Annotated in this window: 19 protein-coding genes; 9 read left to right on the plus strand and 10 right to left on the minus strand. The window is 68.1% G+C overall.

The annotated features are described in order from the left end of the window. Positions 1 to 93: 93 nt before the first annotated feature. The 3 genes from KUV38_RS01565 to KUV38_RS01575 are packed head-to-tail and all read left to right on the plus strand — an operon-like array spanning position 94 to position 2,668. Positions 94 to 1,197, plus strand: a complete 1,104-nt coding sequence (locus tag KUV38_RS01565) for an amidase (protein WP_222468372.1) — start codon at positions 94 to 96, stop codon at positions 1,195 to 1,197. Further along, positions 1,197 to 1,589: an oxalurate catabolism protein HpxZ gene (gene hpxZ, locus KUV38_RS01570; protein WP_222468373.1), complete on the plus strand. Its 393-nt coding sequence runs from the start codon at positions 1,197 to 1,199 to the stop codon at positions 1,587 to 1,589. The genes KUV38_RS01565 and hpxZ overlap by 1 nt, the downstream gene beginning before the upstream one ends. Next, positions 1,586 to 2,668 (plus strand): DUF1116 domain-containing protein, encoded by a 1,083-nt coding sequence (locus KUV38_RS01575; protein ID WP_222468374.1) that lies wholly within the window; start codon positions 1,586 to 1,588, stop codon positions 2,666 to 2,668. Before hpxZ ends, KUV38_RS01575 begins: the two co-directional genes overlap by 4 nt. On the opposite strand, the gene KUV38_RS01580 is transcribed toward KUV38_RS01575, so the two are convergent. Genes KUV38_RS01580 through atzF form a run of 5 tightly spaced genes read right to left on the minus strand, consistent with a single transcriptional unit; the run spans position 2,665 to position 9,685 of the window. Continuing rightward, positions 2,665 to 4,338, minus strand: coding sequence for a dipeptide ABC transporter ATP-binding protein (locus KUV38_RS01580; RefSeq protein ID WP_222468375.1), 1,674 nt, complete (start codon positions 4,336 to 4,338; stop codon positions 2,665 to 2,667). The genes KUV38_RS01575 and KUV38_RS01580 overlap by 4 nt on opposite strands. Positions 4,339 to 4,346: 8 nt before the next feature. Continuing rightward, positions 4,347 to 5,204, minus strand: coding sequence for an ABC transporter permease (locus KUV38_RS01585; protein WP_222468376.1), 858 nt, complete (start codon positions 5,202 to 5,204; stop codon positions 4,347 to 4,349). A gap of 1 nt (position 5,205) precedes the next feature. After that, positions 5,206 to 6,225 carry an ABC transporter permease gene (locus KUV38_RS01590; protein WP_315898579.1) on the minus strand — a complete coding sequence of 340 codons (1,020 nt, stop codon included), beginning with the start codon at positions 6,223 to 6,225 and terminating at the stop codon, positions 5,206 to 5,208. Positions 6,226 to 6,227: 2 nt separating this feature from the next. Further along, positions 6,228 to 7,847, minus strand: coding sequence for an ABC transporter substrate-binding protein (locus KUV38_RS01595; protein ID WP_261385117.1), 1,620 nt, complete (start codon positions 7,845 to 7,847; stop codon positions 6,228 to 6,230). A gap of 20 nt (positions 7,848 to 7,867) precedes the next feature. Beyond that, complete coding sequence (atzF, locus tag KUV38_RS01600; protein ID WP_222468378.1) at positions 7,868 to 9,685, minus strand: allophanate hydrolase; 1,818 nt, start codon at positions 9,683 to 9,685, stop codon at positions 7,868 to 7,870. Positions 9,686 to 9,795: 110 nt separating this feature from the next. On the opposite strand from atzF, the gene KUV38_RS01605 reads away from it, so the two are divergent. The 5 genes from KUV38_RS01605 to KUV38_RS01625 all read left to right on the plus strand — a co-directional run bounded on the left by KUV38_RS01605 (position 9,796) and on the right by KUV38_RS01625 (position 15,669). After that, a complete protein-coding gene (locus KUV38_RS01605) occupies positions 9,796 to 10,698 on the plus strand; it encodes a LysR family transcriptional regulator (RefSeq protein ID WP_222468379.1) in 903 nt (300 codons plus the stop codon). A 139-nt stretch (positions 10,699 to 10,837) separates the two neighbouring features. After that, positions 10,838 to 13,177 (plus strand): xanthine dehydrogenase family protein molybdopterin-binding subunit, encoded by a 2,340-nt coding sequence (locus KUV38_RS01610; protein ID WP_315898580.1) that lies wholly within the window; start codon positions 10,838 to 10,840, stop codon positions 13,175 to 13,177. Then, complete coding sequence (locus KUV38_RS01615; protein ID WP_222468380.1) at positions 13,174 to 13,989, plus strand: FAD binding domain-containing protein; 816 nt, start codon at positions 13,174 to 13,176, stop codon at positions 13,987 to 13,989. The genes KUV38_RS01610 and KUV38_RS01615 overlap by 4 nt, the downstream gene beginning before the upstream one ends. After that, the gene (locus KUV38_RS21075; RefSeq protein WP_222468381.1) at positions 13,986 to 15,107 is read left to right on the plus strand and encodes a xanthine dehydrogenase family Fe-S subunit; all 1,122 of its coding nucleotides are present in this window, start codon (positions 13,986 to 13,988) and stop codon (positions 15,105 to 15,107) included. Before KUV38_RS01615 ends, KUV38_RS21075 begins: the two co-directional genes overlap by 4 nt. A gap of 16 nt (positions 15,108 to 15,123) precedes the next feature. Next, complete coding sequence (locus KUV38_RS01625) at positions 15,124 to 15,669, plus strand: MarR family winged helix-turn-helix transcriptional regulator (RefSeq protein WP_222468382.1); 546 nt, start codon at positions 15,124 to 15,126, stop codon at positions 15,667 to 15,669. 33 nt (positions 15,670 to 15,702) lie between these two features. Here the strand turns inward: KUV38_RS01625 and KUV38_RS01630 are convergent, their stop codons facing one another. The 5 genes from KUV38_RS01630 to KUV38_RS01650 all read right to left on the minus strand — a co-directional run bounded on the left by KUV38_RS01630 (position 15,703) and on the right by KUV38_RS01650 (position 20,319). Continuing rightward, positions 15,703 to 16,419 (minus strand): ABC transporter ATP-binding protein, encoded by a 717-nt coding sequence (locus KUV38_RS01630; protein ID WP_222468383.1) that lies wholly within the window; start codon positions 16,417 to 16,419, stop codon positions 15,703 to 15,705. Next, entirely contained in the window at positions 16,412 to 17,170 is a 759-nt protein-coding gene (locus tag KUV38_RS01635) for an ABC transporter ATP-binding protein (RefSeq protein ID WP_222468384.1), read from the minus strand. Before KUV38_RS01635 ends, KUV38_RS01630 begins: the two co-directional genes overlap by 8 nt. Next, positions 17,167 to 18,150: a branched-chain amino acid ABC transporter permease gene (locus tag KUV38_RS01640; protein WP_222468385.1), complete on the minus strand. Its 984-nt coding sequence runs from the start codon at positions 18,148 to 18,150 to the stop codon at positions 17,167 to 17,169. The genes KUV38_RS01635 and KUV38_RS01640 overlap by 4 nt, the downstream gene beginning before the upstream one ends. Beyond that, positions 18,150 to 19,010, minus strand: coding sequence for a branched-chain amino acid ABC transporter permease (locus tag KUV38_RS01645; RefSeq protein WP_222468386.1), 861 nt, complete (start codon positions 19,008 to 19,010; stop codon positions 18,150 to 18,152). The genes KUV38_RS01640 and KUV38_RS01645 overlap by 1 nt, the downstream gene beginning before the upstream one ends. A gap of 85 nt (positions 19,011 to 19,095) precedes the next feature. Further along, entirely contained in the window at positions 19,096 to 20,319 is a 1,224-nt protein-coding gene (locus tag KUV38_RS01650; RefSeq protein ID WP_222468387.1) for an amino acid ABC transporter substrate-binding protein, read from the minus strand. 470 nt (positions 20,320 to 20,789) lie between these two features. On the opposite strand from KUV38_RS01650, the gene KUV38_RS01655 reads away from it, so the two are divergent. Beyond that, positions 20,790 to 22,358 (plus strand): gamma-glutamyltransferase family protein, encoded by a 1,569-nt coding sequence (locus tag KUV38_RS01655; RefSeq protein WP_222468388.1) that lies wholly within the window; start codon positions 20,790 to 20,792, stop codon positions 22,356 to 22,358. Positions 22,359 to 22,360 lie beyond the last annotated feature (2 nt).

Genomic DNA, 22,360 nt, shown 5'->3' on the forward strand with positions numbered 1-22,360 from the left:
CTTATCAAGGCGCCACCGCCATGTAGAACAGGGGATTTGCGCGAAATGCGGGCAGAAACGCAGCTTGCTGACGAAATATTCATCACGCGGAGCATGGCGGCCGCTGAAGGGGCGGGCCCGCTTGCCGGTCTGCGGCTGGCGGTGAAGGACAATATCGACGGTGCGGGCTGGGTGAATGGCTCGGGCACGCCGGGGTGGGCCGAGGGCCGGGCGGCAGCGGAGGCGGATGCGCCGGTGCTGGCGGCGCTGCTGGCGGAAGGCGCACAGATGGTAGGGCGCACGGTGATGGATGAGCTGGCCTTCAGCCTGATGGGGCGCAATGCGCATTACGGCACGCCGCCCAATGGCGCGGCGCCGGAGCGGCTTCCGGGCGGCTCCTCTTCGGGGAGCGCGGCGGCGGTGAGCTGCGGGGCGGCGGATATTGCGCTGGGCACCGATACCGGCGGGTCGGTGCGGCTTCCGGCGGCGTGGTGCGGGCTGCATGGGCTGCGCACGACTCACGGGGCGGTGCCGATGGCCGGGGTGACGCCGCTGGCGCCGAGCTTTGACGTGGTCGGCTGGTTTGCCCGTTCGGCTGCACCTATGGCGGCGGTCGCGCAGGTTTCCGGCCTGGCGCGGCGGGGCGGGTTTGCGCGGGTCTGGATGCCGGGCGCGCTCTGGGCCGGGACGGCGCCCGCGCTGCGGGAAGCGGCGGAGCGGATCGTGGCGGGGCGGGCGGTGGAGGATGCTGCGCTGCCCGAGTGCGGGATGGATCGGGGCGAGGTGTTTCGCCGGGTGCAGGCGGTCGAGGCCTGGGCGGCGCTGGGCGATTTCGTGACCGCGCGAGGCGCCGGGCTGGCGCCGGACGTGCGGGCGCGGTTCGAGGTGGGGCGCGACATGACGCCCGGCGATTATAAGGCGGCGGTGGCGGCGCGGGCGCGGTTTGCCACGGCGATGGGCGAGGCGCTGGCGGGCGACACGCTCTTGCTGATGCCCACCACGCCCGCCCCGGCGCCGATGCGCGATGCCGCGCCTGAGGTGCTGGATCGCACGCGGGGCCGGGCGATTGGCCTGCTCTCGGTCGCGGGGCTCGCGGGCCTGCCGCAATATGCGCTGCCGGTGGCCAACCCCGACGGCCCGCCGCTCTCTCTCTCGCTGATCGCGGCGCCGGGCCGTGACGCTGACCTCATTGCAATTGCCGAAGATATGGAGCCCTGATGACCGACCCTGTGGTGAACGACCCCGAAACGCTGGCCGAGGTGGAAGCTGCCTTTGCCCGCTACGAACGCGCCCTGACGAGCAACCTGATCGACGAGATGGATGACCTCTTTTGGCACCACGGGCTGACCGTGCGGCTGGGGGCGGGGGAGAACCTGTATGGGATCGAGGCGATCCGGGCGTTTCGCAAGGCGCGGCCTTCGAAGGGGTTGGACAGGGCGTTGCAGAACACGGTGATCACCAGCTTCGGCAAGGATTTTGCCACCGCCTGCACTGAGTTCACCCGCGAGGGGAGCGACAGGATCGGTCGGCAGACGCACAGTTGGGTGCGGTTCGAGGATGGTTGGAAGATCGTGGCGGCGCATGTCTCGCTGATGGAGGGCGGGCAATGAGCCTGTGGGAGGGTATCAGCCTGGTGCTGACGGGCTGCCTGCGGCTGGGCGAGGCGGTGCCGGGGCTCGGGGCGCGGGTGTTGCTGCATGCGGGGCCGGCGTTTGAGGGTCCGGCGGTGATGCCGCGGCCGGTGGTAAATGCGGCTGTGGCGGCGGTGTTGGCGGAGGGTTGGGCGGATGCGCCGGAGGCGGCGGAAGGGATGATCCGGGCGGGCGAGGTGGCGATGTGTCCGGCGCAGGAGGTGGGGGTGGTGACACCGCTGGCTTGTGTGGTCGCCCCGAACATGCCGGTGTTGGTGGTGGAGGCCGGGGGGGTGAAGGCGTTTTCGCCGGTAAGCGATGGAGCCTTGGACGGAGCCTTGCGGTTTGGCGTGTCCAATCCGGCGGCGCAGGTGGCGCGGATCGGGGAGATGGTGGCGATGGAGGGGCCGTTGCGGGCGGCGATTGGAGAGGGCGTCGCGCTTATGCCGCTGATGTCACAGGCGATTGCGGCGGGGGATGACCTGCACGGCTCGGTGGCCGCGATGAGCGCGGCGCTGGCGGATCGGCTGGGAATGAGCGGGGCGGCGGAGGCCTATGCGCGGATGCCGCTCTTTGCGCTGAACGCGGTGATGGCGGCGGCGGCGGTTATGCTGAAGGCCGGCGCGGCGCGGGCGCCGGAGCCGATGGTAATAGCCGCGGGAGGCAACGGGGTGGCCTTTGGCTGGATGACCTCGGACGCGCCGGGGGTCTGGCAGGTGCGGGCCGCGACCACGCCCGAAGGCCCGAGGATGGATGGCGGCGCGGCGAAGGTGCTGCCTGCGATTGGCGATAGTGCGGTGATTGATGCGCTGGGGCTTGGCGGGCCGATCCTGCGGCATGCGCCTGCGCTGCGGGAGGCGCTTGCGCCGTTTTATGGCGCTGAGGTCTTTGAAGCCTCGCCCGCCTTTCTGGCGCCGCACCCGGAATTGCCGGAGGATATTCACCTCGGCTGCGCCGCCGCGCGGCTGGGCCGGCATCCGGGCATCATGCTGGCGATGCTCGGTGCGGAGGGCGAGGGGCTTGTGGGGCGTGGGCTGGCGGGGTGGCCGGGGGCCTAGGACACCCGCAGTTTCTCCGGCTCGAAATGCGGGATCGCGGCCACCAGCTTTTGCGTGTAGGGGGCGCGCGGCGCGTGAAGGACCTGCTCGGCGCTGCCTTCCTCAACGATCTTGCCCCGGTTCATCACGATGGTGCGCTCGCAGAGCAGGCGCACCACGTTGAGATCGTGGCTAACGAAAATGTAGCTCATGCCCAGCTCGCGGCGCAGACGGTCGAGCAGTTGCAGCACCACGGCCTGCACCGACACGTCGAGCGCCGAGGTCGGCTCGTCGAGGATCAACAGCAGCGGGTCGGTGGCGATGGCGCGGGCGATGTTGACCCGCGCCTTCTGCCCGCCCGAAAGCTGGTGCGGATAGCGCGATAGCAACTCGCCGGGCAGGCCGACCATCTCGGCCAGCATGGCGGTGCGGCGGCTGAGTTCTCCTGCGTCTTTCATGCCCATGATCCGGCGCAGGGGCTGTGCGATCACATCCGATGCAGACCAGCGCGGATCGAGGCTGTCGTGACTGTCCTGAAACACCATCTGGACCTGCCCGCGCTGGGGCATCCGGGCAAAGCGCTGGGCCGGGTGGTGCAGGATGTCATGCCCATCGAAAATGACCGAGCCGGAGGTTGCATCTTGCAGGCGGGCGATGATGGAGGAGGTGGTGGACTTGCCGCAGCCGCTCTCGCCCACCAGCCCGAGGCTCTCGCCGCGCCGCAACTCGAAGCTGATGCCATCGACGGCGCGGAAGGGCGCGGGCTTGCGGCCAAAGAAGCCGGTGCCGCGGCGGGGAAATTCCTTCACGAGGTTCACCACCTCCAGCAGCCGGTCGGGGCCGGGGCGGTTTTGCGGGGTGGGGGTGATCTTGGCGGGGGCTTCGAGCTGGCCGCGGGTCAGATCCTCCAGCCGCGAGTCGGGGCCGGGGGAGGCGGCGATTAGCTTTTGGGTATAGGGATGGCGAGGCGCGGTGAAGAGCTGGCGCACCGGGGCGCTCTCGACCACGCGGCCCTTTTCCATCACCACGATCCGGTCGCAATATTCGGCGGCCATGCCGAGATCATGGGTGATCAGCACCACCGACATGCCGCGTGCGCGGGTCAGCTCGCGCATCAGGTCCATCGTGGTTTTCTGGGTGGTCACGTCGAGGCCGGTGGTCGGCTCGTCGGCGATCAGCAGGCGGGGGGAGCAGGCCAGTGCGAGGGCGATCATCACCCGCTGGCACATGCCGCCCGACAGCTCGAAGGGATAGGCGTTGTAGCGCTCTTCGGGGTCGTTGATCTGGACCTGCCGGAGCAGGTCGATGGCCTTGGCCTTGGCATCGGTGCGCCCGGCGAGCGCGTGGCGTTTGAGCACGTCGGAAAGCTGCTGGCCGACGGTCATGATCGGGTTCAGCGCCGCCCGTGGGTTCTGGAAAATCATCGAGATCTCGCGGCCCCGGAGCGGGCGTTGCTGGCCGAGCAGCGGCTTGCCATCGTAGCTGACGCTGCCGCCCGCCACCCGGCCCGCCTGATCGAGCAGGCCGATGGTGGTGTAGGCGGAGACCGACTTGCCCGAGCCGCTCTCGCCCACCACGCCGACCACCTCGCCCGCGCCGACCTCGAAGCTGACGTCGTGCAGGGCGGTGACCTCGCCGTTGCGGGTGCGGAAGGCGATGGAGAGGTTCTCGACCTTGAGAAGCGGGGTCATTGGCGGCCTCACGTGCGGCGGGTCGGGTCGACGAGGTCGCGCAGCCCGTCGCCCATGAGGTTGAAGCAGAAGACGGCGAGCATCAGCGCGGTGCCGGGGAAGAGGGCCAGCCACCACTCGCCGGAGATGATGTAGGAGGCGCCCTCGGCGACCATGATGCCCCATTCGGCGGCGGGCGGGCGCACGCCCAGCCCGATGAACGAGAGGCCCGCCGCGTTGAGGATGGCCCAGCCGAGGTTGAGCGAGATCTGCACCATCATCGGCGGCAACACGTTGGGGAAGAGTTGGGTGGCGAGGATGCGCAGGCTGGAGCTGCCCGAGAGCCGGGCGGCCTGCACGTAGCCGGCGTTGCGGCGCACGGCCACCTCGGCGCGGGCGACGCGGATGTAGAAGGGCAGGTTGATGACGGCGGTGGCGTAGATCACGTTTTCGACCGTGTTGCCCATGGTCGCCACCACGCCCATTGCCAGCACGAAGAGGGGGAAGGCCATGATGGTATCGGACATGCGGCCGATGATGCGGTCGGCCCAGCCGCCGAAGAAGCCCGCGAGGCAGCCGAGCGCGGAGCCGATGACGAAGGAGAGCGCCACGGCGGAGAGGGCGATGCCCAGATCGAGCCGGGTCGCGACGATGACGCGGCTGAACACGTCGCGCCCGAGGTGGTCGGTCCCGAAGGGGTGCGCCCATGAGGGCGGTTGCAGCGCATTGACGGCGCGGGTGGCGAGCGGGTCGTAGGGGGCGATGGCCGGGCCGAAGAGGGCGAGGAAGATCATCAGCGCGAAGAGGCCAAAGCCGACCGCCGTGAGGGGGTTGCCGGAGAGCGTGTAGCGGAGGCGGGCGAGGGGGGCTGTGAGCGTTGCGGCCATGTCAGCTTTCCAGTCCGATGCGCGGGTCGATCAGGGTGAGCACCACGTCGATGAAGAGGTTCACCACCACGAAGAGCAGGGCCATGCAGAGCACGAAGCCCTGCACGGCGGCATAGTCGGAGGCGACCAGCGCGCCGATGGCGTAGGAGCCGATGCCGGGCCAGGAGAAGACCTTTTCGACCAGCACGTTGGCGCCGAGAAGGAAGGAGAACACCATGCCCAGCGTGGTCAGCACCGGCAGGGCGGCGTTGCGGAAGGCATAGACCCAGATCACCCGCGCACCGCCCAGCCCGTTGGCCCGCGCGGTGCGGACGTATTCGCCCGAGAGCGCGGCCAGCATGGCGGCGCGGGTCATGCGGGCGATGGGTGCGAGTGCAAAGAGGCTGAGGGTGATGGCGGGCAGGATCATCTGGCGCAGGCTGGCCCAGAACACCTCCCAATCGCCGGCAAGCGCGGCGTCGATGGAGTAGAATCCGGTCACCTGCGGGGGCGAGAGGTAGAGAAAATCGAGCCGGCCCAGCGGCGAGGGCGCCCAGCCGAGCAGGTAGTAGAAGATGTAGATCAGGAACAGCCCGGTGAAGAAGGTGGGCAGCGACACGCCTGCGGTGACAAGCACGCGGCAGAGGTGATCGACCCAGCTGCCGGGGCGGGTGGCGGCCAGCACGCCGAGCGGGATGGCGATGGCCATCGACAGCAGCAGGCCCGCGAGGGTCAGCTCCAGAGAGGCGGGCAGGCGGCTCATCAGCTCGGTCAGCACCGGACGGCCGGTGGAGAGGGAGTTTCCGAGATCTCCATGCAGGAGATCCCGGAGGTAGTAGAGGAACTGGACAGGAAGGGAGTGATCCAGCCCCAGCTCTGCGCGGATCTGGGCGATGGTGTCCTCATTGGCCATGAGACCGGCAAAGAACACCGCCGGGTCGCCCGGGAGGGCCCGGGTCAGCAGGAAGGTGATCAGGGTCACCCCGAAGACCGGGGGGATCGCCTGAACGACCCTGCCGAAGATGCGCGAGAGCTTTTCCACGATCAGCCCTTGGCCATGTTGGTGACGGCGAGCTGGCGGTGGAACCACGAGACGTAGCCCTCGACCTCGGGCTTCATCGCCGCGTCGAGATAGGGCTGGTAGAGCGGGATGCGCGGCACGTCCTCAAAAGCGATCTCGATCATCCGCTTGATGTTGGGTTCATAGGCCGGATCATCGGTTTCCATCGTCAGGGTCTCCTCCACCAGCGAGGCGATCTCGGGGTTGGAGTAGTTCGACGAGTTGAAGAGGTGCCCCTCGATATAGGCCCAGTAGAAGTAGTAGTCGGGGTAGTTGAGCCAGCCGCCGAAGTTTTCGAGATGCATCGGCAGGCGCTTTTCGACGAGGGCCGCGGTGCGCCAGTTGGCGCCCGGGATCTTGTCGAGCGTGGCGGTGATGCCGATCTTGGCGAGGCTTTCCTGGATGAGCAGCGCGGTCGGCTCCATCCAGTCGGCGAGGCCGAGGTTGTAGGAGAGTGTGGTCTCGAACCCGTCGGCAAACCCGGCCTCCTCCATCAGCGCCTTGGCCTTCTCGAGGTCGGTCGCATAGGGGAAGGGCTGGGGCCATTCGGTGGTGGAAGGGCTGGCCTCAGTGCCGCCCCACATCGGCTTGCCACGGCCATAGGCCCCGGCGGCGAGGATATCCTCGTATGGCAGGGCGAAGGCGATGGCCTGACGCACAAGCTTGTTGTCGAAGGGCGCCATGGCCACGTTGAGGCCCAGCACGTGCAGGCAGTTGTCGATCGGCGCGCCCTCGACCTTGGCGACACCGCTCTCGGCCATCTCCTTGGCGTCCTTGGAGGGGACATCCATGTAGAAATCCACATCGCCGCGCTCGAGCAGGGCCCGGCGGGTGGCGGCGGAGGGCACCTCGCGCACGATCACCCGCTTCATCGGGGGCAGGGTGCCAAGTGCCCAATCCTCGTTGCGCTCGTAGACGAACTGTTGGCCGGCATCCCAGCGGGTGACCTTGTAGGGGCCGGAGCCTGCGGGGTTTTCGTGCAGATATTCGGTGGCCCATGGGTCATCTTCGGTGGCGTGCTCCATCGCCACCTTGGAGTTGATCACCAGCGGCACCGGCACGGCGAGGTCGGGCAGGGCGAGCTTGGAGGGGGCGGGCAGATCGACCCGGAAGGTCATCTCGTCGACCACCACGAACTGCTCGGGCGACGACATTGAGCCCGCCTTCATCTGAGTCAGCGGGAAGCCACCGAGGGTGACGGCGCGGTCGAACGACCATTTCACATCTTCAGCCGTGACCTGGCTGCCATCCCAGAACTTGGCCTTGGGGCTGATTTTGAAAGTAATCGATTTGCCGTCTTCGGCGACTTCCCAGCTTTCGGCGATCTCGGGCTCGATGACGGTGGAATCGTAGGCGATGGTGCCATCTTCCAGCGTTTTGGTGCCGAAGCGCACGAGCCGGTCATAGATGTTGACGGCCACCTGGTAGGAGGGGCGGTTGGTGCCGGTGCGGTGCAGATCGAGGCTGTTGATCGTGTCGCCGATCACCACCAGCAGGGTGTCATCCCCGGCTGCCGCAGAGGCGGGCAGGGCGCGGAGGAAGGGCAGCAGGGCGGCGCCGCCGATGGTGGCCGAACCGGCCCTGAGAAAGTCGCGTCGTTTCATCATGGTCTCCATGTCGGTTATCAGGTGTCCGCTTTTGCGGATTGGGTTTCGAGAAAGGCGCGCCAACCGCCGAACCGGGAAATTTCTTCGGCCGAGGCGGTGGCCGCAGACTCGCACAGGAACCCCGTAACTTCGCGGCCATCGGATATAGTCAGTGTGCCGATGGTCATAGGGGCGGGGAGGGTTTTGAGGAAGCTGCCCATTTTGGAGGCAGGCATTGCCCAGACTTCAAGCGCGATCCGGTGGCCTTGCCCCTTTTCTGTGCAGCGCAGGAGTCCGGGCCGGTGCGGTGGGCCGCCCGGGAGGCTGAAGAAGCGGTAGTCGGGTGCGGTCTCGCAGGCGTAGAGAAAGCGCGCGCCGCGGCTGGTGAGATCGCCGTTGAGCGGCAGGCCCGACATGTGGGCGCCAAGCACGGCAAGGGCAATTTCATCCTCGGCGGGCGCATCGCTGGCAGGGGCGAGGGGCGGGAGCGGCCAGCCGGTGCCGCCGGGGGCGGGGGCCAGCGTGGCCTGAAGCTCGCGGCCAAGGGCGGCGAGCAGGGCATCTTCGCCCGCGCACGCCACGAGGGTCACGTTGCCGGGGTGGCCATCGGCGCGGGGTGCGACCGGCACCGCCAGCGCCGACATGTCGAGCAGGTTGACGAAGTTGGTGTAGGTGCCGAGGCGGGAGTTGGCGGCGACGGGTTCGGCCGCGATATCCGCCACGGTGCAGAGCGCGGGGATGGTGGGCACGCAGAGCATGTCGAGCCCGTCGATTTGGGTTTCGATCAGGCGCTTGAGGTCGCGGAAACGGTATTGCGCGCGGAAGGTATCGGTGGCCGAGAACCTCTGCGCCTTGCCGACGATCTCGCGGATTACCGGCAGCACGGCCTCCGGATCATCGCGCATCAGGTCTTCGATCACGGTGTGGCGCTCGGCGACCCAGGGGCCATCGTAGAGCATGACGGCGACCTCGTAGAAGGGCTTGAAATCCAGCTCGACGATGCGGTGCCCGGCGGCGATGAGGTGGGCGAGGGTGGCGTCGAAATTCTCTTCCTGCGCGCTGTCGCCGAAGAACTCGCGGGTAGCCTTGCTCGGCACACCGATGGCGAGCGGGCGAAGCGCGCCGGGGGCGGGGGTGGCGATGGGGCGGGCGTAGCCGTCGGCGGGGTCGTATCCGGCGGCGGATTGGTAGGCGCGGTAGGCATCGTCGACGTTGAGGGCGAAGATCGAGGGGGTCTCGCAGCTGCGGCAGGCGGGGACGACGCCAGAGGCGGAGAGCGCGCCGAGTGTGGGCTTGAGGCCGACGACGCCGTTCATCGCGGCGGGCACGCGGCCCGAGCCTGCGGTATCGGTGCCCAGCGAGAAGGTGACGAGGCCGCGCCCGACCGCCACGCCGGAGCCGCCCGAAGAGCCGCCGGGCACAAGCGCGGGGTTGATCGCGTTGAGCGGGGCGGGGCCGGTGGTGCGGGTGCCGTTGAGGCCGGTGGCGAACTGGTCGAGGCTGGTCTTGCCCAGCGGAATTGCCCCGGCGGCACGCAGGCGGGCAATCAGAAAGGCATCGTTTTCAGGTGTATAGGCAAAGGCGGGGCAGCCGGCGGTGGTGGGCCATCCACCCACGTCGATATTGTCTTTCACCGCGAAGGGCAGGCCGTAGAGCGGGTATTTTACCGGATCGAACGGCCCGAGCGCCTCGGCCATCGCCAGGAGCTCGGCCTCGGTGGCGAGGTGCAGGAAGATGCCCGGATCGCCCGCCGCCTCGACCCGGCGCAGCGCCTCCTGCATCACCTCGGCGGGCGTGGTGCCGCTGGCGTAGGCCGTGTGCAGGGTGGTGATGTAGAAGGGGAGATCTTGCAGCATTGGGCCTGTCCGTTCGGTGAGTCTGACCCGATGGAAGCACTCGCAGGCGATGCGCGATACTGCTATTTCTGCACCATCGCGCTGCATTTGTTGCACCACATGGAGGGATCATGCGCTTTCAGACCACGCTGAAATACATTGACGCGGTGGCCCGCACCGGCTCGATCCGGCGGGCGGCGGACACGCTCTCGATCACCTCCACGGCGCTCAACCGGCGTATCCTGGCCTTCGAGGAAGAGCTGGGCGCGGAGCTGTTCGAGAGGATGTCGACCGGGGTGCGGCTTTCAGCGGCGGGAGAGCTGCTGGTGCAATCGGCGCGCGGGCAGATCGGGGAGATGGAGCGGCTGAAGGCGCAGCTCGCGGACCTGAAGGGGGAGCGGCGGGGGCATGTTTCGATCGCATGTTCGCAGGCGATGCTGCCCTATTTCTTCCCTGAGCAGATCGCGGCTTACCGGGCGCAGCATCCGCTCGTGACCTTCAACGTGATGCAGCGCGACAGGGCGGCGGCGGAGGAGGCGCTGGTGGATCACAGTGCCGACCTCGCGCTGGTGTTCGAGCCTGCGCAGCTTTCGGATTTCGACGTGCTGCTGGCGGTGGATCAGCCGGTGCATGCGGTGATGGCCGCCAGCCACCCGCTGGCGCGGCAGGAGGTGGTGCGGCTGCGCGAGTGTTTCGGCTATCCGCTGATCATGCCGGCGCGCAACATCTCGGTGCGCGGGCTGATCGACGCCGCCGCCAGGCGCAGCTCGGCGCGGATGAAGGTGATGGTGGAGTCTGACAACTTCGAGTTCATGCGCAACCTGACCCGCTCGGAGGAGATCATCGCCTTCCAGATCCCGGTGGGCCTGCCTTCTGGCGATTGGGAGGATGGCACCGTGAGCCGCCCGATCGACCGGCGCGACCTTGCCGTGGGGCGCATTTACCTTGGCCACCTCAAGGGGCGGGTGATGCCGGTGGCGGTCGCCGGGTTTGCGCGGCAGATCCAGCAGGTGCTCGCAGAACGCTACGAGTGAGCCACGCGCCTATGCCGCGCCGCCATGCCTGATTTTTCAGCCGGGTGCTTGCAGATCGAAAAAAGATCGGTATGCTGATTATCAGCACACTGGCAATCTGCCCTGCGGCCATAGGCGGGGCGAAAGAAAGGCTCCATCGGTGAAGACTTCCGAGCGCGGCGTGGGCGCTTCGATTCCACGCTTCGAGGATGACAGATATCTGGAGGGCCGGGGCCGGTTCGTGGGTGACATCCGGATGCCGAACATGCTGGAAGTCGCTTTTCTGCGCAGCCCGCTGGCCCATGCCGAGATTTTGGGCATCGCCAAGCCGGAGGGCGCGGCGCATCAGGTCTTTACCGCCGCCGACCTCGACGGGGTGCAGGGTATTCGGGCGGACAGCGGCCTGCCGGGCTTTCGCAGCTCTGTGCAGCCGATCCTTGCCGCGGACCGCATCCGCCATGTGAACGAGCCGATCGCGGCCTGCGTGGCAGCCACCCGCGCCGAGGCCGAAGACCTTGCGGACCTCACCCGGCTGGATGCCAAGCCTCTCCCAGCCGTGCATGACATGCTGAAGGCGCGCGACAAGGATGCGCCGTTGCTGCACCCGGAGTGGGAAGAAAACGCCTTTCTGGAAAGCGGGTTCGAGCAGGGGATCGAGGCGGCCATCGAGAAGGCTACCGTGACCGTGCGCCGCCAGTATCGCACCGCGCGGCAGTGCATGTCTCCGATGGAGGGGCGCGGCGCGGTGGCCTATTTTGACGATCAGGCAGATCAGCTGGTGATCATCACCTCTACCCAGATGCCGCATATCGTGCGCAACGGGCTGGCCGAGTGCCTCGGGCTGGATCAGGGCCGCATAAGGGTGATTGCGCCCGATGTGGGCGGCGGCTTTGGCTACAAGGGTATCCTGCTGGCCGAAGAGGTGGTGCTGGGCTGGCTCGCCATGCGCCTGCGCCGCCCAATGCGCTGGATCGAGGATCGGCGGGAGCAGCTGGCGGGTAATGCCAACTGCCGCGAGCATTGGTATGACATCACCGGCTATGCCTCGGCCGATGGCAAGCTGCTGGGCGTGGATTGCGAGGCGATCGTGGATAGCGGGGCCTATTCGGCCTATCCGTTCTCGGCCTGCCTTGAGGCGGCTCAGGTCGCCTCGATCCTGCCGGGGCCCTACGTGATGGAGGGCTACCGTTGCCGCACATGGTCGGTGGCGACGAACAAGCCCGCGATCCTGCCCTATCGCGGCGTGGCCCGGACGGGCGTGTGCTTTGCGATGGAACTGGTGATTGACGATTTGGCCTGCGAGTTGGGGATCGAGCCTGCCGAGTTTCGCCGCCGCAACCTCGCGCCCGCCGAGCAGATGCCGTTTGTGAATATCACCGGAAAGATCTTTGACTCCGGCGATTACGTGGAGGCGCTGGACCGCGCGGTGAAGGCGCTGGACCTGCCTGCCCTGCGTGCGCGGCAAGAGAAGGGCGAGCCGGATGGGCGGCTGTTGGGCGTGGGCCTGTCGATCTTTTGCGAGCAGGGGGCGCACGGCACCTCGGTTTACAGCGGTTGGGGCATTCCGATGGTTCCGGGCTACGAGCAGGCGACCGCGCGGATGACGCCCGATGGCGGGCTGGAGCTGCGGGTGGGCGTGCAGAGCCACGGGCAGAGCCTTGAGACGACGCTGGCGCAGGTGGCCAATGAGGTGCTGGGCGTGGAGCCGGGCAAGGTGCGGCTGGTGCATGGCGACACGGCGCTGACCCCCTATTCCACCGGCACATGGGGCTCGCGCTGCATGGTCATGGCGGGCGGCGCGGTGGCGACGGCCTGCGAGGAACTGGCGGAGCGGGTGAAGGCGATTGCGGCCAAGCTGCTGCAGGCCGAGCCGGAGCAGATCACCCTTGCCGATGGCGAGGCGCGGGGGCCGTCTGGCTCGGTCTCTCTGAGCAGGATTGGGGCGGCCTGGTACCATGCGCCGCAGGACTTGCCGGAGGGCGTGGATGCGGGCGGGCTGGAGGCCACGAAGGGCTACAAGACGGTGCGCGACACAGGCACCTTCTCTTACGCCTGCCATTCGGCGCTGGTGCTGGTGGACCCAGAAACCGGCGAGGTGGAGATCGAGCGCTACGGGATCGTCGAGGATGGCGGCGTGCTGGTGAACCCGATGGTGGTGGACGGGCAGGTTTGGGGCGGTGCAGTGCAGGGCATCGGCACGGCGCTCTATGAAGAGATGCCCTATGACAGCGAGGGCCAGCCGCTGGCCACGACGCTGGCCGATTACATGCTGCCCGGCGCGGCGGAGTCGCCCTCCATCGTGATTGACCACATGGAGACGCCCTCGCCGATCAGCCGGTTCGGGCAGAAGGGGATTGGCGAGAGCGGGGCGATTGGCCCGCCCGCCGCGATTGGCAATGCGGTGAACGATGCACTGCGTGGCTTCGGGGCGCGGATTGGGCAGGTGCCGATCACGCCCGAGCGGGTGCTGGCGGCGCTCGCCGCGGGAGGCCAGCGATGAAGCCGGGGCGGTTTGATTTGGTGCTGGCGGGGTCGTGCGGCGAGGCCGTTTCGCTTCTGGGCGGGCGCGAAGAGGCCAAGCCGGTGGCGGGGAGCCAATCGCTTGGGCCGATGCTGAACCTGCGGCTGGCGCGGCCTGCGGTGCTGGTGGACCTGTCGGCCTGCGCGGAGTTGCGCGGGGTGACAGAGGAGGCAGACTCGGTGCTCTACGGCGCGGCGCTGACCCATGCGGAGTTCGAGGATGGCGGGCTGGTCGATGCCACGCCGGGATGGCTGCCGCAGATCGCCCGGCGGATTGCTTATCGTGCCGTGCGCAACCGGGGCACAGTGGGCGGCTCGCTGGCCCATGCCGACCCGGCGGCGGATTGGGTGGTGACCCTGCGCGCGCTTGGCGCTTCGGTGCTGCTGGCGGGGCCAGAGGGCGCGCGGGAGCTTGCGCTTGGGGATTTCTTCACCGGGGCGCTGGCGACGGCGCTGAGGCCGGGGGAGATCATCTGCGCGGTGCGGGTGCCGCGCCGGGGGGCGGGGGCACGTTGGGGTTACTGGAAGTTCTGCCGCAAGCTGGGTGAGTTCGCCAAGGCCTCGGCGGCCGTGCTGGCCGACCCGGAGCGCGGCGAGTTTGCCGTGGTGGCCGGGGCCATCGAGCGGGCGCCAGTGGCTTTGCCCGAGGCGCAGGCGTTGATCGAGGGGCGGGCCGACCCGCGTGTGGTGGTAGAAGAGGCGCTGCCCTTTTTGCCCCCGGAGCGCCGGGCCTTGCAGGCCACGGCCACGGCCCGCGCCATTGCCGCGCTGCGCGAAGGAGAGAGCGAATGACCGAGTTCACCGTGAACGGCCAGCCCGTGCGCTACAGTGGCGAGGGGCGGACCCATCTGGCGGATTTTCTGCGCGAGGAGATGGGGCTGACGGCGACCCATATCGGCTGTGAGCAAGGGGTCTGCGGGGCCTGCACGCTGGTGAAGGACGGCAAGCCGGTGCGGAGCTGCATCACCTACGCCGCTGCCTGCGAGGGCGCGAAGATCCGGACGCTGGAGGATTATCGAGACGATGCGCTGATGGCGCGCATTCGGGCGGCCTTCAAGGAGCACCACGGGCTGCAATGCGGGTTCTGCACGCCGGGGATGCTGGCGACGGCCTATGACATTGCGACCCGGCTGCCGGAGGCTGATGAGGCGCGGATCCGCGAGGAGCTGGCGGGCAATCTCTGCCGTTGCACCGGCTACATGGGGATCGTGGCAGCGATCAAGGCCGTTCTGGCGGAGGGGCCGCATGTGGCGCCCGAGCCGCCCGCGCGGGATGCGGTGATTGCCTCGGCGCGGTTTGGCGCGGCGGAAGCGCCCGAGGTAGTGGCGGAAGCGGCGGCTGCGCCGGTGGTGGCGGAGCGGCCCGCGCCGCTGACCGATGGGCACCGGCTGGAGCGGGTGGCGCGGATTGACCTGCCGGCAGAGAGTGTTTGGGCCGTGCTCAGCGACATTCGCCAGGTGGCCGCCTGCATGCCGGGTGCCTCTGTTGAGTCCGTCGAGGGCGAGCGGGTGACGGGCGCGATGGCGGCGAAGATCGGGCCGATCACGGCGCGGTTTGGCGGCACGGCCTTTGTGACTTACGAGCCTGCGGAGATGCGGGGCGCGGTGGCGGGGCAGGGCGGCGATGGAAGCTCGCGCTCGACGGCGCGGGGGGAGGTGCATTTTGCGCTGGCTCCGAGCGGCGATGCAGGCTGCGATTTGACCTGCGAGATCCTCTACAAGCTGAGCGGCCCGCTGGCGCAGGTGGGCCGGCCCGCGATCGTGGCGGGGGTGGTGGACAGGCTGCTGGCCGACTTCACCGCTAACGTGGAAGCCGCCGCGCGGGGCGAGGCCCCGACAGCCTCCGCGCCGCCGGGTTTTGCGCGTTTGATCCTCGCGGCCCTGCGCAATATGGTCGGGCGCAGCACATAGGGTGGAGATGAGTGCGATGGATAATCTGGAGCGCGGGGCGCAGGAGGCGGTGCCCGAGCGGGACCATGCGGGCGAGGAGGAAAAGCTCCTGCGGGCGGCCCGCAGCAACGATTGGGCCGAGACCGGGCTGCGCGACCGGCCGGGCTTTCTGATCCGGCGGCTGCACCAGATTCACACCGCGCTGTTCTTGCAGGAATGCGCCAGCGAGGGGATCACCCCGGTGCAATACTCGGTGCTGACGGCGCTGGGGCAGCTTGGGCCGAGCGAGCAGATCGTGATCTCGCGCGCGGTCGGGCTGGACAGGACCAGCACGGCGGATGTGATGCAGCGGCTGGAGAAGCGCAAACTGATCCGCCGCCGCCCATCGCCCACGGACGGGCGCAGCAAGATCGCGACGCTGACGGAGGTGGGGATCAACCTGCTTCAGCGGGTGGATGAGGCGGCCTCGGCGGCGCACAGCCGCACGCTGGAGCCGCTGACGGCGGAGGCCCGGCGCGAGCTGATGCAGGCGATGCGGACCATTGTGGACGCCTACCCGGACCTTGAGCGCAAGGCCAACTGAGCGCCCGCCCCGCGCGGGGCGAGCCGCCCGTTTTCACAGCCCCATGTAGGCCTCGCGGATGCGGGCATCTTCGGCCAGCTCCGCGCTGGGGCCGGTGATGGTGACGCGCCCGGTTTCGATCACGAAGCCCTGGCTGGCAAGGTCGAGCGCGGTCAGCACGTCCTGCTCCACGAGGAGGATGCTGAGGCCGGTGCCGTTGATCTCGGTCAGGGCCTCGCTGAGAACCTCGACGAGACGCGGGGCGAGGCCGAGCGAAAGTTCGTCGATCATCAGCAGCTTGGGGGCCGACATGATGCCCCGCCCGATGGCGCACATCTGCTGCTCGCCGCCCGAAAGGGTGGTGGCATCCTGCGAGGAGCGCTCGCGCAGGATGGGGAAGGTGTTCATCACGAAGTCGAGGTCTCGGTTCACCTGCACAGTGTCGCGGCGCATGTAGGCGCCGAGCAGCAGGTTGTCGCGCACCGAGAGCCCCTTGAAGAGCCGCCGCCCTTCGGGCACGTGGACCACGCCCGCGCCGAGCACGTCATCGGGGGAGGCGCCGGCGATCTCGGTGCCGGCCATCTTGATGGACCCAGCCCGCGGCTTGATCAGCCCGGAGATGGTGCGCAGCAGGGTGGTTTTGCCCGCGCCGTTGGAGCCGACGATGCAGGTGATCGCGCCGCGCTTCACGCTGAGGGAGATATCCCAGAGCACCTGCACGTCGCCGTAGCCGGCCTGGAGGCCGGAGATTTCGAGCAGGCCCTCAGCCATCGGCCATCTCCTTCTGGAAGCGTTCTGCGAATTTCGGGCCGAGGTAGGCCTCGATCACCTTGCGGTCGTGGACCATCTCCTGTGGCGGACCTTCGGCGATCAGCTCGCCGTGGTGCAGCACCAGCACGCGGCTGGAGAGGCTGAGCACCACCTTCATCAGGTGTTCGATGATCAGGATCGACACGCCGCGCGCCGCGATCCGGCGGATCAGGTCGAGCGCCACGTCGATCTCGGTAGCGTTGAGGCCCGCGTTCACCTCGTCGAGCAGCAGCACCTTTGGCCCCATCGCGAGGCTCTTGGCCAGCTCCAGCCGCTTGCGGTTGGGCAGGGTGAGCGAAGATGCCGGGGTTTCGGCCACATGGCCGAGGCCGACGAACTCCAGCTCTTCCATCGCCCGGTCGCGGGCCGCCGCGATGCTCTCGGGGTTGCCCCCGAAGAGCGCCGAGGCGGCGACGTTCTCCACCACTGTCATCCGGGGGAAGGGCTGCACGATCTGGAAGGTCCGGGCCAGCCCGCGCCGGGCGGCCTGAAACGGCTTTTGCTTCGTCACGTCCTCGCCTTTGAAGACGACCTTGCCGCTGCTCGGGCTGTGAACGCCGGTGATCGCGTTGACCAGCGTGGTCTTGCCCGCGCCATTGGGGCCGATGAGGGCGACGATCTCGCCCTCGTGAAGGGAGAAGGACACATCGTTCAGCGCCTTGATGCCGCCGAACTGGCGCGACACGTTCGAGAGTTCGAGTATGGCGCTCATTCCTTGGCGCTCCCCTTGTCAGTGCTGCGGGCTTTGCTGCGGTCGGAGAGGCGGCGCAGGATGCGCTTCCAGTCCAGCCGCAGGATGCCGCCGGGCAGGAAGAAGATGAGCACCACCACGATGGCCCCCATAATCGCCCGGTTCCACTCGAGGAAGTTGGCCCAGAAGATCTCTTCGAGCATGACGAAGCTAAAGGCGCCGACAACCGGGCCGAGCAGGGTGCCCGCGCCGCCCAGCATGGCCATCACTGGCACCTTCACGGTGGTGAGGATGTCAAAGCTGTCGGTCGGGTCGATGTAACCGACCCATGAGGCATAGACGGCCCCCACGGCGCCCGGAAAGATCGCGGAGAGCACGAAGGCGGCGATCTTGTAGCGGGTGGTGTCGATGCCGACCATGTCGGCGGCGTCCTCGTTCTGGTCGATGCAGCGCAGGCCGAAGCCGAGGCGGGTGCGGTCGACGATGACGTTGGTGACGAAGGCGAGCACCATGATGCCGAGCATCACGTAGAGCACCAGCGCAGAGACTTCGGGTGGGCGGCCCTCGAGCAGGGGCACATTGAGGCCGTTGCCGCCGCCGGTGACGCTGCCCCAGGAGGAGATCACCAGACGGGAGATATCGACGAGCGCGATGGAGCCGATGGCGAAGTAGTGGCCCTTGAGCCGGAGCACGATGGCCCCGAGTGCAAAGGAGACGCCGCCGACAAAGGCCGCTGCCGCCACCCATGCCAGTGCCGCCGGCACGCCGCTGCGCTGCGCCAGTGCGCCAACGTAGCAGCCGATGCCGTAGAAGGCGGCGGTGGAGAAGGAGGGGTAGCCGGTGAAGCCGCCGATGATGTTCCAGCTCAGGGCCAGCGCGGTGAACATGGCGATGGAGATCGCGATGCGCACCTCGTAGTTGCCCAGTACGGTGGGCGCGAGCGCCAGCGCCAGAACCCAGAGGCCCATGACGATGAGGGTCAGGTTGGATTTGCGCGACATCACTCGTATCCCTTCACGCCGACGAGGCCGGTGGGGCGCACGATCAGCAGGAACAGCATGATCAGGAAGCCGATGGTGATTGCGTTCTGCGGGCCGACGATGACGCCGGCGAAGCTTTCGATGATGCCGAGGGCCAGACCGCCCACCAGAGCGCCGGACACGCCGCCCAGCCCGCCGATGACGCAGATCACGAAGGCCTTGCCGAGGAACACGCCCGAGAGGTTGGTGGTGACCGGGAAGACCATGGCAAAGACCGCCCCTGCCGCCCCGGCCATCAGCGCGGCGATGGCGAAGGTGGTGGCGTAGATGTGGTTGACCCGGATGCCCATCAGCGCCGCCGCCTCACGGTCCATCCGGACGGCGACGATCGCGCGGCCGATGCGCGAGGTTTTCAGCACCAGAAACAGCAGGCCGGTGAGCACCAGCGCCAGCCCCATGCCGATCAGCCGGTCGACCGGCATCGACACGCCGAGCGCGTCGATCCGCCCGTAGTCGAGCGAGACCCGGCGGGGCGTGGCGGTGAAGAACACGGTCATCAGGTTGTAGAGGATCATGTCGAGGCCGAAAGTGAGCGTGAGCGTTGTCAGCACCGGGGCCGTCACGACCTTGTTGATGAAGAGGTATTGCAAGGCGTAGCCCAGCACGAAGAGCGCCACCGCCACGACGGGCAGGATGATCACGGGGCTGATGCCGGTGGAGGCCCATGCGAAGTAAGTCAGGTAGCCGCCGAGCACGATGAACGAGCCGTGCAGCATGTTGATGACGTTCAGGACACCCCAGACCAGCGAGAAGCCGATGGCGATGCAGGCGTAGAGCGTGCCCAGCACGACTCCGTTCGCCAGAATCTGCGCGAAACCCATGTATTCTGTTTCCTTGGGAGAAATTCGGAGGGGGAGAGGCCGGTGGCTGGCCGGGCCGCAGGGGCAGCCCGGCCAGCCGGAGGCGTTACTCGATCACCATCATCTCGGCGTCGGCGATGCTCTCGGGGTAGAGGATCTTGATCTCGCCACTTTGCACCTGAATGATCGGCATTTCACGGCCCTCGTTCATGCCGTTCTCGCCAAACTTGATCGGGCCATAGAAGGTTTCGAGGTCAGTGGCGGCCAGCGCGTCGCGCACGGCGGTCGGCTCGACCGAGCCCGCGCGGGTTACGGCATCGGCCACGACATCGAGGGCGGCGGCACAGGAGCCGTGGACATAGTCGGGATCTTCGCCGCCGGAGGCTTCGAGGAAGGCCTGGTAGAAGGCATCGGTGGAGTCCCATGCGCCCGACACGTCGGTGTAGCCGGTGGCGTGGTGCCACCATGTCGAGCTGCTCACGCCGTTGGCCAGCTCGCCAAGACCCTCGGTGAACTCCTTGTAGGCCGGGCCGGTGACCATTGTGATGATCGGGGCCTCGATGCCGAGGTCTTCCATCTGCTTGCGACCGAGGATCAGATCTTGCGTGTAGCCGGTCATGTAGACCCAGTCGGGCGACATGGACTTGATGGTGGAGAGCGCCGCGGAGTGGTCGATCGCGCCGACCGGGTAGAGCTCTTCATAGACGACTTCGATGCCCGCGCCGGAGGCGGCGGCGGAGATGGCGGTGGCCATAGATTTGGGGAACACGTCGTCACGGCCATAGACGGCGATGGTGCCCAGCTCAGGCATCGTCTCTTTGAACTCGGCGACCATCGCCTCGGTCATGCCGCTGTTGGGCGCGAGGGTGCCGAAGAGATACTTGAAGCCCTGGTTGAAGACCTCGGTCGAGGAGGAGACGCAGGCGACCAGCGGGATCTGGTAGCGCTCGGCCACGGCGGCGACGATCTTGGTGTGACCCGAGCCGAAGGGGGCCATCAGCACATTGACCTCGTCGTCGTTGATCAGCTTCTCGGCCAGCTGGCCGGCGCGTTTGCCGTCGGTCTGGTAATCGTACTCGACGATCTCGACCAGCATCTTGGTGCCGCCTACATCAATGCCGCCTGCGGCGTTGACCTTGTCGCTCCACATCTTCCAGACCAGTTCCTGCTTGTGGCCCTCGTCGGCCAGCCCGCCGGTGAGCGCGAGCGGTGCGCCGATCTTCAGCACGTCCTGCGCCATCGCCGGGGCGGCGAGGCTGGCGGCGGCTACGGCGCCGAGTGCGGCGGCAAGAGTCTTGGCCTTGATGTGGGATGTCCCTTGGGTGGTCATTGTCACGTCTCCTGTTGGCTTCTCTGGCTGGTCGAGGCGGGCCACGACCGGGATTCCTGTCCTCCGGAGACGATATTATCAGCATACTGTGTATTCTACTGACCAAGCCGGGTGCGGGGGTGGGATTGCGTGGATGTGCCAGAATGAGGCGGGCGGGCGCGGCGTTTGAGTGTTTTGTGGGCATACTGCGTATCGTGGCGCAACGTGGAGTTGTGTTGCGGCGTGAGCCGTGTGTGATTCCACTGGATAGGCGTGAATTGGGTTGCGGACAGACAGAGGGTAAACCCTTCAGTAAGCCGACTGTTTTGATCGGATTTTCTGGTGGTCGCTGGATGTGCCGGAGCGGCTGCCGGGGGCGGGCGCTTGCATGCGCCCGGCTTCGCGGCAATATAGGTGGCATACTGCGCAATGTGCCCGTTGGGGCCGCAAGACGCAGCAGACCACCACCGGCGCGACCGAGAGGACACCACATGCTCAACCCCGCACTCGGCCTCAAGGGGGCCATCTCCGCGCCGCATCAGGCGGCGGCACAGGCCGGGGCGGGCGTGCTTGCCGAAGGAGGCAGCGCGGTAGAGGCGATGGTGGCCGCAGCGGCAGCGGTGGCGGTGGCCTATCCGCATATGAACGGTATCGGCGGCGACGGGTTCTGGCTGATCAAGCGGGCCGGGCAGGCGCCGGTCGCGATCTTCGCGGGCGGGCAGGCGGCGGGGCTGGCGACGCCGGATTGGTATGCCGCGCAGGGCCATGCAGAGGCGATCCCGGCGCGGGGGCCGCTGGCGGCGCTCACGGTGCCGGGCACGGTAGGCGGCTGGGGCGCGGCGCTGGCGCTCTGCGATGCACCGATGCCGCTTGCGCGGCTGCTCGCCCCAGCGATCGCGCTCGCCCGCGAGGGCATTGCGGTGACGGGCAATCAGGCGGACTGCACGGCAGAAAAGGCCGAGGGCCTCGCGCCGGTGCCCGGCTTCGCGGATATCTACATGCCGGGCGGAAGCGCGCCGGAGCGGGGCAGCCGGCTGACGCAGGCCGCCCTTGCGGCCACGCTGGAGCGGATCGCGGAGGCGGGGGTGGTCGACTATTACAGCGGCGATCTCGCGGCGACCCACGGCAACTTTCTGGAGGCTGCGGGCAGCCCGCTGCGCCGCGCCGATCTGGAGGCTTACCGCGCGGAGCGGCGGGTGCCGCTGGAGGTTAGCACCTCGCAGGGGCGACTGTGGAACATGCTGCCGCCGACGCAGGGCGTGGCCTCGCTCAGCATTCTGGCGCTCTTCGACCGGCTCGGGGTGCGCGAAGGCGAGGGGTTCGACCATATCCACGGGCTGATCGAGGCGACCAAACAGGCCTTTATCCGGCGCAACGCCGAGCTGGGCGACGGGGTGGAGGCGCAGGCGTGGCTGGAGGCGGCGGCGGTGGATGATATGGCCGCGCGGATCGACCCGGCGCGGGCACTGCCATGGCCCTATGAGCCGCGGCAGGGCGACACGATCTGGATGGGCGCGGCGGATGCCGAGGGCACGGTGGTGAGCTTCATCCAGAGCGTGTTCTGGGAGTTCGGCTCCGGCCTAACCTGCCCCAAGACGGGCGTGGTGTTTCAGAACCGTGGCGCGGCGTTTTCGCTGGGTGATGGGCCGAACCAGTTGGCGCCGGGCAAGCGGCCCTTCCACACGCTGAACCCGGCGATGGCAGAGCTGACGGACGAGCGGGTGATGGCCTATGGCACGATGGGCGGCGAGGGCCAGCCGCAGACTCAGGCCGCCGTGTTCAGCCGGTATGCGCAGTTCGGCATGGGCTTGCAGGAGGCGGTGACCGCCCCGCGTTGGCTGCTGGGCAAGACATGGGGCGACGACACCACCACGCTGAAGGTGGAGAGCCGTATGGACCCAGGCTTGGTGGCAGAGCTCCGGCAGGCGGGCCACGAGGTGGAGATGCTGCCGCCCTTCAGCGATCTTGCAGGCCATGCGGGCGCGGTGGTGCTGCACCCCGGCGGGCTGCGCGAGGCCGCCAGCGACCCGCGCGCCGATGGCGCGGCGCTGGGGCTTTGACG

Origin of the sequence: Vannielia litorea (genome assembly GCF_019801175.1) — a bacterium.
Taxonomy (GTDB): domain Bacteria; phylum Pseudomonadota; class Alphaproteobacteria; order Rhodobacterales; family Rhodobacteraceae; genus Vannielia; species Vannielia litorea_B.